General features: G+C 45.9%; 12 protein-coding genes. 5 read left to right on the forward strand and 7 right to left on the reverse strand.

The features are described from left to right. Window positions 1-134: 134 nt before the first annotated feature. The 5 genes from AC3CID_RS22730 to AC3CID_RS22750 form a co-directional block, all read right to left on the reverse strand. A complete protein-coding gene (locus AC3CID_RS22730; RefSeq protein ID WP_488527528.1) occupies window positions 135-1379 on the reverse strand; it encodes an NADH:flavin oxidoreductase/NADH oxidase family protein in 1245 nt (414 codons plus the stop codon). A gap of 177 nt (window positions 1380-1556) precedes the next feature. Further along, window positions 1557-3059 (reverse strand): DUF1254 domain-containing protein, encoded by a 1503-nt coding sequence (locus AC3CID_RS22735; protein WP_488527529.1) that lies wholly within the window; start codon window positions 3057-3059, stop codon window positions 1557-1559. Between the two features lie 70 nt (window positions 3060-3129). Beyond that, window positions 3130-4668 carry a sulfatase-like hydrolase/transferase gene (locus AC3CID_RS22740; protein WP_488527530.1) on the reverse strand — a complete coding sequence of 513 codons (1539 nt, stop codon included), beginning with the start codon at window positions 4666-4668 and terminating at the stop codon, window positions 3130-3132. 185 nt (window positions 4669-4853) lie between these two features. Next, a complete protein-coding gene (locus AC3CID_RS22745) occupies window positions 4854-5750 on the reverse strand; it encodes a LysR family transcriptional regulator (RefSeq protein WP_488527531.1) in 897 nt (298 codons plus the stop codon). 17 nt (window positions 5751-5767) lie between these two features. Continuing rightward, window positions 5768-6919 carry an anaerobic sulfatase maturase gene (locus AC3CID_RS22750; protein WP_488527532.1) on the reverse strand — a complete coding sequence of 384 codons (1152 nt, stop codon included), beginning with the start codon at window positions 6917-6919 and terminating at the stop codon, window positions 5768-5770. A 242-nt stretch (window positions 6920-7161) separates the two neighbouring features. Between AC3CID_RS22750 and AC3CID_RS22755 the strand changes: the two genes are divergently transcribed. The 3 genes from AC3CID_RS22755 to nfsA all read left to right on the forward strand — a co-directional run bounded on the left by AC3CID_RS22755 (window position 7162) and on the right by nfsA (window position 10820). Beyond that, entirely contained in the window at window positions 7162-8562 is a 1401-nt protein-coding gene (locus tag AC3CID_RS22755) for a DUF1254 domain-containing protein (protein ID WP_488527533.1), read from the forward strand. A 188-nt stretch (window positions 8563-8750) separates the two neighbouring features. Continuing rightward, entirely contained in the window at window positions 8751-9863 is a 1113-nt protein-coding gene (locus tag AC3CID_RS22760) for an OmpP1/FadL family transporter (protein ID WP_488527534.1), read from the forward strand. 234 nt (window positions 9864-10097) lie between these two features. Then, window positions 10098-10820, forward strand: coding sequence for an oxygen-insensitive NADPH nitroreductase (gene nfsA / locus AC3CID_RS22765; RefSeq protein WP_012600115.1), 723 nt, complete (start codon window positions 10098-10100; stop codon window positions 10818-10820). Window positions 10821-10959: 139 nt separating this feature from the next. On the opposite strand, the gene AC3CID_RS22770 is transcribed toward nfsA, so the two are convergent. After that, window positions 10960-12492, reverse strand: a complete 1533-nt coding sequence (locus AC3CID_RS22770) for a phospholipase D family protein (RefSeq protein WP_488527535.1) — start codon at window positions 12490-12492, stop codon at window positions 10960-10962. 161 nt (window positions 12493-12653) lie between these two features. Continuing rightward, on the reverse strand, window positions 12654-13217 hold the full coding sequence (locus tag AC3CID_RS22775; RefSeq protein WP_146455082.1) for a TetR/AcrR family transcriptional regulator: 564 nt from the start codon (window positions 13215-13217) through the stop codon (window positions 12654-12656). 60 nt (window positions 13218-13277) lie between these two features. Between AC3CID_RS22775 and AC3CID_RS22780 the strand changes: the two genes are divergently transcribed. Both AC3CID_RS22780 and AC3CID_RS22785 read left to right on the forward strand, forming a co-directional pair. After that, window positions 13278-13844, forward strand: a complete 567-nt coding sequence (locus AC3CID_RS22780; protein ID WP_488527536.1) for a dihydrofolate reductase family protein — start codon at window positions 13278-13280, stop codon at window positions 13842-13844. A gap of 140 nt (window positions 13845-13984) precedes the next feature. Continuing rightward, complete coding sequence (locus AC3CID_RS22785; RefSeq protein WP_488527537.1) at window positions 13985-14482, forward strand: hypothetical protein; 498 nt, start codon at window positions 13985-13987, stop codon at window positions 14480-14482. Window positions 14483-14528: the final 46 nt, after the last annotated feature.

Here is a 14528-nt window from a genome sequence, read left to right on the forward strand (position 1 = left end):
CAATGCAGTGGCTTTTTTAATTCATAGCGGCTTTCCACGTAACTCGATTCAACAGCCTACGTTAGGAACATGATAATACGTTCTTTACAAAAATGTTCGTTCCCAAAAAGTTCGAGTTGAAATTCCGTTGTTGTTTACGCTCTGCGCTTCTTGAAAGTGTGCCAGCCGGCGCTGAGAATTGTTTTTGCCACCACACCTAATGCGCTTAATTTAGGGTCGGCGTTCTTGCCAGAAGCGATGCGCCACATCTGATGTTCATACCAAACGAGTCCTACCATCGCCATTTTGTCTAAAGCGGGCTTTCCTGTGGTCGGCACCGTTAACGGCATGCCGTGGCTAGGGTTTTTAATTAACTTGTTAGGGAAATCTGGATCAACCGCCATCGTACGCGCAATACCAATAAAATCGGTCGCCGAGGTGTTTAATGCTTCATTCATTGCTTGCGCGGTTCGAAAACCTCCCGTGACCACCAGCGGCGTGCTCACGAGCTTTCTCGCCTTAACCATGTAATCCATAAAATACGCTTCACGTTTTACTGTGCTGGACTTCAATGGCTCGGCTTTGTTTTTCGACCCCATCATTGATGGGCTTTCATAGGTGCCGCCGGAGATCTCAATCAGGTCGATACCGTTATCACTCAGTGTTTGCACAACCTGCATCGACTCTTCTTCAGTGAAGCCACCTTTCATGAAGTCGGCGCTGTTAAGCTTAATCCCGACAGGGAAATCGTCACCGACCTCTTTTCGAATCGCGCGATAAACCTCAAGTACAAAACGAAGTCTGTTTTCAAGTGACCCACCCCATTTGTCTTGACGTTGATTGTGTCTCGAAGATAAAAACTGACTGACAAGATAACCATGAGCACCGTGGATCTGCACACCAGTAAAACCCGCTTGTTTTGAAAGCTTTGCACTCAGCGCGAATTTATCAATGATTGCGATTATTTCCGTCTCAGTCAGAGCTCGTGGCCTATTGAAGCCTTTTTCTAATCCACGCTCTAAAGAGATAGCCGAAGGAGCAACCGGGCTATCGCATAAGAACTTAGGAATTTGCTTACCAGGATGATTCAGTTGCATCCATATCTGAGAACCACTCTGTGTTCCAGCCTTCGCCCACTCACGAAATACAGTTAAGTCACTGTGTTCATCCAACACAACGTTTTTAGGTTCACCAAGTGCGCCTCTATCGACCATCACGTTGCCCGTCATGGATAGGCCAATTCCTCCTTGAGCCCAACGCTGGTAAAGCGTGACTAAACCTTGCTTAGGGTTATGGTGTTTATCACCTAGCTGTTCACTCATTGCTGATTTGAACAGGCGATTTTTGATCACTTGGCCATTAGGAAGAGAAAAAGAGTCGTTGAGGCAGATCGGATTCATGCGCGTGGTTACTTTCTTTGGTCTATATATTGCATCCAGTATGCCCTATTTTATCCGACAGTTCTGAGCATTTAGTGCCTATTTCGAAGCAAGTTTCACTCAATAATAAAATGCCAGCGGCATAGCAGCTGGCATTAATCGATGATAAACAAAACCTTAAACAGGCAGTTTAAGTCATCACTTTATCGTAGATTTTTTGACCTTGGTTAATGGGGTCGATTTCCATTTATCTGTTCTTACCTCTTCACCGGGCGTGTACATGCGTAACACTGAATACCATTGGTGATCGGGGATAGGTAAGAAGTTAGGATCATCTTCATGCCCTTTTACATCGCTACTCATGTAAATGGTGTAACTGCCATCAGCATTAGACGTTAGCGTTCTGTCTCCACGGGAATGACGGTTTAACTCGTTTTTCTCCATCAATCGGGTTTCACCACTGTAAGCCGTGTATGACCAAAAACCACCCTCTTCTAGCGGTGGCGCATCGAAGGTCACCGTGTAATCATACTTACTACCGTCGAGCGCACCACCTTCACTATCGAAGAAGTCACCGCTATACATAGTGTGCTTTGCAGGCAGCCCCCATTGACCCATTAAGGTGCCGTAGGCGTGCTGAAAGCTTGGAACCTTAGTCATTTCATCGCGAGTGCCCAATACGTCACGTGAGTCATCAAAGCCCGCATTAATAATTCGCTCCAGTCCATCTTTTTGACCAGACTCGATCATACGAAGCTGCTCTGTCGTAAATGGATGATTGGCTTTGCCTAATTCAAAATCTCCCAAGCCAATGTACTCGAACAGTTCAAGCAGCTTTTGATCATGCGCCTTCATTGTTCCTTCAGACAAAATGAAATTGGTTCGCTCGACCCAATTAGAGTCTTCAGGATCGGGATACTCGCGCTCAACAGGAACTGGCCCTTTCTGACCTAAGTATTCCGACAACGTCCTAATATTCCATTGATCCATTAACTTTTGAGCAGTTGCAGAATCGTCACCACCAAGGTCCATGACTCGACCCATCATCTTGACCAGCGGATGCTCGACATAGATGACTTGGTCGACACTCGCAGGCACTTCACCTTTCCATCCTTCAACTGCATACATGAAACTGCCGCCTTTTGTGCCTCGCTGTGGAGAGCCAAAAGCCGAGTCAGTAAAATGCTGCATATTCATGGTATGGAACAACCAGTATCGATTGTCATCATGGTCTGGAATCGTGACGATGACAGGCTCTGCAGCTAGGTCCATCCACCCCATCAAGTGTAACGTGTCATTGTTAATCGTCGGGTGCGCAGTGTAAGTGTCGTCAGCAAGTATTCGAATATTTTGGAATCGATTCAAAGGGTAATCTTGCTCAACGACGGTTTTGTAAAAGTATTTGTAGGCTTCATCTATTGAGTACGCGTACTCGTAGGCAAATTGTGCCAATAACTGATTATCCTTTTTGAGCGACGCTAAGTTCGCCATCTCAACGGGTAGAGTTTCCGTCTTTATCTCCATTGCTGTTTTTGTTACTAAAGCTGCGTTTGTCGTCATGGTTGTTTTTGTTGCCATAGCTGTTTTTTTCATCAAAGCAGCGCTCGTCGCGTCCACGGATTGGCTCGCGAGTACCGTAGGCGGAAGTGCAACCATGAAAGCACAAGCCAGTGCTGTCGCAAGTATGTTCTTTTTCATCATTTAATGTCCCAACTAAAAGCAATATGTAAGGTGTGCTTGTTACAGCACACCTGAATTCACTGTATTGGCGTTAGTCAGCAACCACTGATTTGTCTGCCATACCAATACCACCGGCTTTCTGTCTTGGTGGAAACGCTTTGAGTGACTTCTGATATTCCGCGGCTGATTTTTGCAGCTTTGGTAATACCCAAGACTTCTCTTTCATCCATAAGAACCAACCTCGAGTATCAGGGCTACGCTCGTAAGGATCGGCCTTGATGTTAATCAGCATCCCTAGTGGCCACTCTTCAGGCGGCGCAATCCACTCCGTTTTGGTTTTTAGGTGCACTTTCCAATCATCAACTCGGAAGGCATTCAAATCTTGCTCGTTGTAGAAGAAGAACTCATGACGTTGACTCGGCTCGCCTTTGGTCAACATATCCAGTTGGTTATAACCATCCAAGTGAACTTGATAACGCTCGCCGTTTAACTCTTTTCCATCAAGCAATTCTTGTTTAATGTCGCCTTCACCCACTGCAGCCATAATGGTTGGCACCCAGTCTTCAGAAGTCATGAAGCCATCTGTGTATTCACCTTGAGGAATTTTATCCGGCCAGCTGACCAGCATAGGCACACGGAAACCGCCATCCCATGTCGTGCCTTTTTGTCCTCTGAATGAGGCAGAACCGGAATCAGGCCAGTGATCTAGGTTTACGCCATTGTCAGATGTGAAGAGAATGATGGTGTTGTCGATTTCACCCAAGTCTTCAAGCTTATCGAGCAGCACACCGATCTGGTCATCAAGTTCGATCAAGCCATCGTAGTAGGTGTTAATTTGGCTCGCGCCTTGGTACTCAGGACGCACGTGTGTTTTTTGATGCATACGAGTCGGGTTGTACCACATGAAGTAAGGTTGTTCATCTTTCTCTGCTTCATGTCTATCAAGCCAATTCGTAGCAAACTCCAAAAATTCGCCATCAACGGTTTGCATGCGTTTAGCGCCTAAAAGACCTTTATCTTCAATCGTTTGCTTTCCAACCACACCAAACCTTGGGTCTTCTTGCATGTCCACACTCTCGGTAGCTATGGTGTGGAGAACATTACGAGGGCGACCTCTGAAATTAGGGTCTGTTGGGAATTCCGGCTGTTCAGGCATCTCCATAACATTAAGGTGGTAAAGGAAACCGAAAAATTCATCAAAGCCGTGCACCGTTGGCAAGTGACTATTGTTATCGCCTAAGTGACTTTTACCGACATGCACGGTCGCATAGCCTTTGTCTTTCAACATTTCGGCTAGGGTTGGATCTTCTTTTTGAAGGCCAAGTGAAGAACCCGGCTGACCGACAGACGTTAAACCTGTTCGGAAAGGATATTGACCCGTGATAAAGGCAGAGCGCCCCGCGGTAGAGCTGCCTTGTGCGTAGTAATCGCTGACCATCATGCCGCGTTCGGCAATTCGATCAATGTTGGGCGTATCCACCGCGCCTAAACCACGGTGGTAGGCAGACAGATCTGTTGGGCTCACATCATCGAGCATGATGGCAACCACATTGGGTTGGCTCGCTGCATGTACATTGACGCTCGCCAGTACCGAAAGCGCCAGAGCGGATTTAACAAAAGACTTATACATTTATAACCCTCATTCACTATGAGTAAATCGCTGAAGTCACAACGAAAATTGTGCATGTCTCAGCGAACCATTGTTGAGGTAAATGGTATAAGAAAGACGCCAAAAATGGCTTGATAGCCACTATTACGATTCTTAATAGTGGCTGCGAGAAGTAGGCGTTATTTAGATGGAAGAGTAGCGTGACACTAGGATTGAATAATCGACGTAATTTCTTTTTGAAGCCAATCAGTGAACGGGTTATTGCGGTTTGCTTGATGAGTAAACAATGCCAACTCTCGACGATAGGTGTCTTTCAACAGTTCCGGCGGTAGATCGATACAGCGATAAGAGTGATCAAGCAAATAGCGGCATTTCGACGATGTCACATAGATGAAGTTGCTGTCCTTAACGACTTCTAGCATCAAATTCATATTGTTGCTTCTGAGCGCGATGTGTTTATCTAAGTCATACTTTTTGATCAACATTTCCGTCTTGGACGGCTGAATGTAACCAGGGATCATATTGATACAGAGTGGGTATTTCAGAATGTCCTCAAGGGAATTACCTTGAATTGGGTGGTCAGCTCTTAGCACCAACATGAACTTATCAAAGCCAACTGGGCGCTCAGTCAGGGTTTTATTGACGTCCATAGGAAGATAGCTCACTCCCCAACACATTCGGTTGGTCTCTAGAGACTGGACGCCGTTATCTAACCAAGGTGAACATTGAAACGTCACTTGCGGCGCTTCTTTGGTCAGCTTTTTGATTAATGGCACACCCACTGGGATCAACAACGGGGAAGGCAACATGATTTGAACCTCCCCTCTTAAATCTTCCAAGCCCCACTCATCATTAGGTATGTAAAGGTTGTCTAGCTGCTCTAATAGCAGAGGCAAGGTTTCGATGAGCTTCAGGCATTTTGGGGTGGGTTCAAGCCTTGCTTTATCTCTAACAAACAATTCATCATCAAATTGTTCTCTGAGTTTACGAAGCATGACACTGATCGTCGGCTGACTTACGTTCAAGGCTTTGGCTGCACTCACCGTTTGACGAGTTTCATTAAGCACCAAAATGAGCCGCAGTAAGTTTAGATCTCTGGTCATGCCCGACTCCAAGTTATTTAGAAAAGTGGGAAGTACGCTGGCGAATACCCTTTTTTCATCGCTTCTACCATTGGCAATAATTTGGGCAATGCGTGACGAAAAAACATCTCATACCCTTGGCACAAATGATTCATCGCGCTGCCATCTTCGGTTGTTGCTATTCTATTCTTAGGGCAGCCACCTTGGCAAAGCTCAACAAAGTCACAACCTCGACAAGTGCTGTTCAGTTCATGATATTTGTTGGTGCCAAACGCTATTTGTTCTGGTGAGCTCGCCATGGTTGCAAGCTTATCACTATTCACAGTACCCAGTTGATGATCTTGGTACCCATAATGGTCACAACTGTAAACATTGCCGTCATGCTCAACCATTAATTGCTGTCCACAAGTCGCGCTGTGATGGCACATTTGGCTTTGGTAACCCATCAACACCATTAGACAGTTTTCAAAAAACTGGATATACACTTTACCGACATCATTGGCGCTCCATGCATCAAACAAGTCGCAAAGAAATTGCCCCCATTGCTCTCCCGTTAACGACCAATCATACCCTGTTCGCCTGTCCAACTCATGATCGATACAAGGCTGAAACTGCATATAACCACTGCCATTTTCAACCAAAAACTGATAGATCGTTTTACCGTGTTTGTAGGTTTTATTGTTCACGACCGTTAACGTATTAAAATCAACATTGTGCTTCTTTAGATAAGACATCCCACGCATTGTGCGTTCAAAAGACGACTCGCCATTTTTGTCGATCCGAGCTATGTCATTCAGAATATTGGGGCCATCGATACTGATGCCCATCATAAAATTGTGTGTAGCAAAGAAGCTCGCCCAGCGATCGTTAATCATGGTTCCATTGGTCTGCATCGTATTCACGACGCGCTTTTTCGTCGCTTTGCTTGCCTGTGCTTTCATCGCCGTTTCATAGAAATCAAGCCCTCTTAACATAGGCTCGCCACCGTGCCAGATAAAATCCACTTGCTGATCTTTCATTGGCTGCGCGTCGATATGAGCACCGACAATTTGCTCCATCATGTCCAAAGACATTGAAGACCTCTTATCGACATCTTGTCTATTGAGATAATAGCAGTAGCTACAATCCAGATTGCACTGAGCCCCTTCTGCTTTAATGAATAAGCTAAAAGGATAAGTGGATGTGTTCATATCGATTCCCGTACTTTTTTGCCAACATATCAACCGAAAATCAATCAAACAATAGCGTCTCAGGCACCCTACCTGCACACGTCGTCGAGTCGCTTCATCACTCCAAATCAATGTTAATTAAAACAACCACTTGAAGGGTTAAAAGAGACTATTAACATCCTTAATATCGGCTATTACACTCCTTAATCTCACTTGCTCATATGATAAATGCCTAATTCTGTTCCTACGATCTAAGGTGTTCCATGAGAAAGCTGCTCTATAAGAAAAGTGTACTGACCAGTTTAGTGTGTTCTTTGTCCAGTATTATCGCGATGCCATCCCTTGCCCAACAATCTAATAATCCTGAAGAAGAGCTCGCTTACAACTTAGGTGTTCAAGCATTTATCTACGGTACGGGTCCATTAACTGTGGCGGCGGTTAGGCAAACGACCACATCGGTAGACGCGCCAATGGACAACGCCATGGCACCGTTAAATGAGATGGGTAAGACACGCGTTCTATCTGGGCCTCAGGATAGAATTGTACCGACCGTCAACAACGATACGCTCTACTCACAAGCTCATTACGATCTGGATTTATCAGGTCCAATGGTGATTGATATTCCTCGCACCGATAACCGTTACTACATTGTTCAGTTATTGGATGCTTACTCAGATTCGATTGAAGATCTGCACGTGAAGAATGTCGGCGACCAAGGTTCAAAAGTGCTTTTGGTCAACAAAGGATGGGCTGGCGAAGTGCCAGAGGGAATTGATCGCGTCGTAGAGTCTCGCACTCCTATGGTTTGGTTGATTCAACGAACGGGCGTGTTTGGCGAGCAAGATCTCGATGACGCACTGGTTACTCACGATAAATTCCTCAGCTACCCACTCGATCAACTCGGCGCAGAGCATGACATCGTAGAACTCAAAGCTTCGACAGGTCGCATCCCACCCATGGCGAGGCCTGAAGGGTTAGAGTGGTATTCATTGATTGACCGTGAGCTACGTAAAAACCCGATTCCAGAAGATGCTGCCATCGTTGATCAATTCCAACAAATTGGTATTGGAGGATCGACCCCCTTTAACCCGAAAGCGCTATCTTCAGCACAGAAAAAAGGGCTAATGCGCGCGATTGAGTCTTCACAACAGATCATTCAATACGCAGGTCGAAGCATTGGCGATGTCAATAATGGCTGGTCGATGATGTACGAGGGAGGCCGCTACGGAAATGATTACCTGAGCCGAGCGAGCATCAATATGCGTGCGGCTGGTTTGAATGTGCCAGAGCGAGCACTCTACCCAAATAGATACACGGACTCGAATGGCGAGCAGCTGTCGGGAGACAATCAATATCGAATGACCATGCCTGCCGATGCACCCGCTGACGCCTTTTGGTCGTTGACCATGTACGACGCTAAAAACCTGTTCATGGTTGAGAACTTCATTCAACGCTATTCCATCTCAACCAATCGTAAGGATGAGCTGAAATACGCAGAAGACGGCACCTTGCCAATATGCATTCAATATGTAAAACCGTCCGACCCCACGTGTAACTGGCTGCCTGCACCTCAAGATGACTTCTATCTTCACATGCGTCTGTATGAGCCGACTCAAGCCGTTCTCGACAATGAATATCCGCTTCCACAAGTTGAAAAACTCTAGCCTCAATTTGGTTAATTACGTCGATTAATCCAACTAAGGCAATTAAGTCGATCAAGTCAATTGCCACGCTGCTCTTAGTGTTCGCTCGAGGCAATGACTTCTCTCTCTAAGAGCATGGCTCGAACTGCTAGAAACATCACCCAAATTACTGGAAACATGACTCATACACTGAAAATGAGGTTCTATTCTTGAAAACACCTTTCATCACACTGTCTCTTTTAGTAACAGCGATAGTCAGCTCTCTTGCTCACGCAGGAGGATTAAACCTATCTCAGATTGCGACTACCAAAAGCGTTGGCACAGCAGGCGCAGGAAACGTAACCGCGAACGATGCATCCGCAGTGATCACCAACGCTGCGGGGTTATCGGCCATTGAAGAAAGCGCTTGGATTCTCGGCGTTCAATACCTCGATGTTGAAACCACTTTTGTCCGTGACGATAACTCGGCTTCGACCACAGGAAGCAGCGCGGATGTTCTCCCTCACCTGTCTTACGCATCAAGGCTCAATGACCAATGGGTCGTTGGCGCAGCATTGCACGCAGCTGGCGGCACTGGCGTTGAATACTCACACGGCGTTGGCGCGCACCCTGCTTTATTGATCAAAGAAAATAGCATTTCAGCACTCAACTTAACGTCGTCATTGTCATATCAAGTTAGCGAACAACTGTCTCTTGGTGGTTCTTTGATATTGCAGCACGCAGCACTTGAAACTCAAGCATTGAATGGTCGAGCGCTTCAAGGAGATAGCCTCGACCTAGGGTTCGGCTTGAGTCTCAATCACCACATCAGTGACAACACACAATTGGGTGTCAGTTATCAGGGCCAATTTGATCACGACCTTTCCCTTGATAACGCCAACGCTTTTGGAATTAGCTCTGAACTGACGTGGGTTCGAAGCTTAAACTTAGGGTTGAAGCATTCATTAAATGAAGACTTAAACCTTCTACTCAACTCCAACATCGAAACATGGCAAGATTATGATGACAAATACTCAACTACCTATTCTCTTGGGGTTGGTGTGGAATACGCTTATGAGGATTGGTTGCTGTACAGCGGACTGAGCGGTGACACGAGCCCTTTAAGCAGTCAAAACCGAGATGTGTTACTCCCACTCGATAAACAGTGGCGTATCGGATTTGGCGCTGAGAAGAAGATATCCAATGACTTACATCTAGGATTGAGCTACCAATACCAAGATCTAGGCCATGGTGAAATTAATGCTGACTCAGGACTATTTCAGCCTTCTGGCAGCTATTCGACCAACAGAGTTCACTTCATCACTTTGTCTCTTCGCCATTAAAGCGAACTCTTGAGCGTTCCATTCTAACTTCTAGCTTCTAGCTTCTAGCTTCTAGCTTCTAGCTTCTAGCTTCTAGCAGGAAACGGTACAAAAAAGGATTGGCTGTGAGAGCAATCCTTTTGAATTCATGAATATCATTCCGCCAACCAGAAAGACTCAAACACCCTTTACGCTCATGGTAATTGTCGTTATTGTGAATCTCTACGTCATCATCACAAGGACTGTCTGAGAGTTATGAACAGCACGATTGAAACTATTCTGGGGCACCGCTCCATTCGTCAATATACAAATCAACCGATTGAAAAAGCACAACTTGATGTGATTATTCAGGCTGGTCTTGCGGCTTCATCATCCAGCTTACTGCAGGCTGTTTCTATCGTGAGAGTGACAGACAAAGAGAAGCGCAAACTGTTAGCCGAATACGCAGGCAACCAAGCTTACGTTGAGAACGCGGCTGAGTTTTTGGTGTTCTGTATCGACTATCAACGCCACGCTCAAATCAACCCTGAAGTGAAAACCGACTTCACTGAACTGACCCTGATTGGCGCGGTAGACTCTGGCATCATGGCACAAAACTGTATGCTGGCTGCTGAGTCTCTTGGTTTAGGTGGCGTGTACATTGGCGGGCTGCGTAATAGCGCACAACAAGTCGATGAACTGTTAGAACTGCCACAACACACCGCCGTATTGTTCGGGATGTGCTTAGGTCACCCGGCACAGCAACCAGAGGTTAAGCCTCGCCTTCCTGCTCATGTAGTGATGCACGAAAACCAATACCAACCGCTGAGCCTAGATGAAATTGCCAGCTACGATGATTCAATGCAGAGCTACTACGCAAGCCGTTCAAGCAACCAAAAGCAGAGCAGTTGGTCACAACAGATCACTCAAAAGCTGTCTGGCGAATCTCGCCCGCATATCCTGCCTTACTTGAACAGCAAGCAGCTGACCAAACGTTAAGCCGTTAAGCCGTTAAGCCGTTAAGCCGTTAAGCCGTTAAGCCGTTAAGAGCTTGCGACAAACCACAGCAAACAGCAGCACAAATAAAAATGTCAGCGTACAATACGCTGACATTTTTATTTTTCCAGAGGCGGCTAGCTTACAGATATTTCTCAATCGGTAACAACTGTAGGAAGCCTGACTGCATTCGTTCCCACTTACCCGTTTCTGGTTCGCTGTCCCAGCTTTGATCGCCTGAATACCAATACACATCACCGTCTTCCAGTTCCAAACGCCAGCTATTGTCGTCACTCATTGCTTGCTTAATAGTTTCTGCTAACGTTTCAGCAATCTCTTTATTCTCGATGATCAAAACCGATTCAGTATTGAGATAGGTAGAGCGCAAGTTGAAGTTAAATGAGCCGATACTTGCGATACTGCGGTCGAATACAACTGATTTTGCGTGCAAGCCATAGGCCGTCTGAGGCGCACATTTGGACACATCTTGAGTCGATGCTTCACATAGCTTTGATTCTGGTTTTAGCTCGAACAGGTCGATGCCATGTTCTAACATGTCGTAGCGTCGACCCGCGTAAGCTGAGTGATTAGTCACCAGATCATTAGACGCCATAGAGTTAGTTAGCGCTTGTATTTCAACGCCCTTATTGTTCAATACCTGCCACCCTTCAAGCTGACCGTCATCGAATACAAGGTAAGCCGATTCCAACAAGATCTCTTGTTTCGATTCACTTGCAAGCTGTCCTAAAAGAACCGCCGTTGCTTTCGGTTGATCAGTATTATCGGAATCGACGGGCACAGGACGATCGTAAGCAAAACGAGCATTAACCCAAGTCATCTCGTCAAGAACCTCTTTCAACAGGCTATCTGCCGCTTCACGATTTAGTGGTAACTCTGGATAGTTTTTGTATTGTGGAACGGTTATATCATCAATCGTCGAGAGATCCGGTTGTTCGTCATCACCCAACATATCGACAGGGTAAGACCAACGACTGTCCCAATACTCAATAAAGCTGGTTTGTATCGTGGTAACCACTGTGCCCATCACCAATACATCACGATCTCGGAAGTTGATCTCGTCAGAAAGATCGAAGTATTCATCACCAATATTACGTCCACCTACCACAGACAAAGTACCATCGACGGTAAACGACTTATTGTGCATACGGCGATTTAAACGAGAAAAGTCACCGACAAAGCTCAACCATTTACTGAAACCACGGCGTGTTGGCGTTGGGTTGAAGATACGAATCTCGACGTTCGGGTGCGCATCCAGTGCCGACAGCAAACCTTCACGTTCGTTGAGGTTGATATCATCCAACATTACGCGCACCTTAACACCACGCTCAGCCGCGGCTAATAAACGGCTAGCGAGATAGCGGCCCGATTCGTCAGAGTTCCAGATGTAGTATTGAATATCGATAGTGTGCTCAGCACTTTCGACCAGTGCTAATCGCTGTGCCAAAGCATCCCAACCCGACTCTTGCAGACGAACCGCGGTAGTCGCCTGCTCTAGTGCTTGAGGTTGATATTCATCCGCTAAAACCGACAAAGTGCTTGGTCCATAAGAGGTGTACGGTTCTGCAGGGTGGTCGATGCCTTCAGGAAGTGAAGAACACCCACCTAAAACGGCGATTAAGATTAACGTTAAACTGATGCGTTGGAGCACAGGCATGTATCTGACTTCCTTTTCACGATGGCGTCTTTAGAAACTTTCCGTACAGCTTTTCAATGAACAAGCTATTCCGATCTATTCATTGATTATTACTGCTAAAGCCTGAAATTTATAGGTAATTATCCAGTATAAATTTAAAGGTCGGTAAATTGGCCTACAGATCACTTAAGTTGAGTGAGCGCCAAACAGTATAAACTCAGCGGCTTTTCGACCATTTCAATAGTGAGTTCAGTTCGGTCTGGGTTGCAGTTCAACGCCAAAGCGTAGCCGTGTAAATAATCAACCAGCAAATCCAACGCGTTTTTGGTTTGCTCTTCGGTTAACGATAACGGGCTCAACACTGCTGTAAAACGTTCACTAAATACTTCTATTGGCCCGAGGGATTTCATGGTCAATAAGGTCTCTAACAAGCCTCTATATTCGTTGAGCATCGACAAGTAACTCACACTGAGCCGATAAAGATTACCTCGCCAGTCTTGATTCAGCTCTGGCTGCGCGACTTCTTCAATCAAAGAAACTGTGATTGCCTCAAGCAGCTCGTTTTTGTTTTTGAAGTAATGGTATATGGCCATCGCATCGACCCCGAGTTCTGTCGCCAACCCTCGAATGCTTGGCACTTTGCCACTATCTCGCATCATGCTTTTGGCAATGGTGAGAATTCTCTCGGCGCTGAGTTGGCTTGACCCACTCTTTGGTCTACCTCGTTTCTGATCCTTGACAGTCATACCGTCACCTCTTAAACTTTATTTCTACACTGTAGAATATTTTAATTTATTATCGTGTAGATGCCAAGTTTCTCATCGATATCGGAGTTAAAAATGTCAAATATTGTATTTATCGCAACCAGCCTTGACGGTTACATTGCAGACAAGCAAGGCGGCTTAGATTGGCTGCAAGCAATTCCAAATCCAGACGGTGACGACATGGGTTACAACGCTCATACCGATCGTATCGATGCGCTGGTCATGGGACGTAATACAATGGATATGGTGTTGAGCTTTGGTATCGATTGGCCTTACAGCAAGTCAGTCTATGTACTTAGCAATACTTTGAATGAAGTACCTCAAGAACTTGAAGGTAAGGTATTTTTGATGAAGGGCGAGCTTAAACAGATTGTCGCGGATTTGAATAACAACGGCCTAAAGAACTTGTACATCGATGGCGGCATCACCATTCAAAACTTCCTGAAAGAAGACATGATTGACGAGCTGATCATCTCGACCATTCCTGTCTTGCTTGGTGGTGGGTCTCCGCTATTTGGTGACTTAGTGTCCCCTGTCGATTTTACGTTGAAAGGCGTCACGACGTACCTTGATGAGATAGTGCAAACGCATTACTTACGTAAGCGCTAGAGCTGTTGTTCATCAAAGGGGCATGTAAGGATCAACACCGGAAACATTGTTCACGCTACATAACGTTTATCGTCCCTACACAAGCTTCCCCTATAGTAGTACCCTTTATCGTCTCTCATTCTTGATGGTATCTGGATCTTATGAAGCTTTTGGTCGATCGCACTGGTGAACAGTTTTTAGAAATCCTGCAAGAATCGGGAGACACGCTGACGGTTCAATTCATTACCAATGAAGGCAATCGAAAGGGTAAGCCGTTCCAAGATAACTTAAGTGGATTATTCCTCACGGGGTGGAAGCCGCGCACCACTTCAACCGCCATCGGATTAAAACGCTTTAAGCAAGGCAAGCTTGAAGATCCCAAAGTGAGTTTCGCATTGCACCAACTCTATCCACTGGGTCGAGACGTAAAATTACCTTCCGGTGATATCGCTACAGTCGCAAGTTACGCCAATACTCATAGCGATGGTTACTATATGTTTGTGCGCCTCAACGATGAGTTAACACGACTCAAGATTACGCCCGATTGGGAACTGCAACCTTCCGCTCAAAGATTGGCTCTGCCATATTACCCAGCCCCAAGAACCAAGGAAGAGCTCGACAACATTGATGACTTTGATGCGTGGGCGGGCGGTTTTTAAACACTCTTTACCTACGCCTGGTAGCACATAACCCCCAGGTTATTAT

The organism is Vibrio sp. QJM3NY_21 (assembly GCF_057785975.1).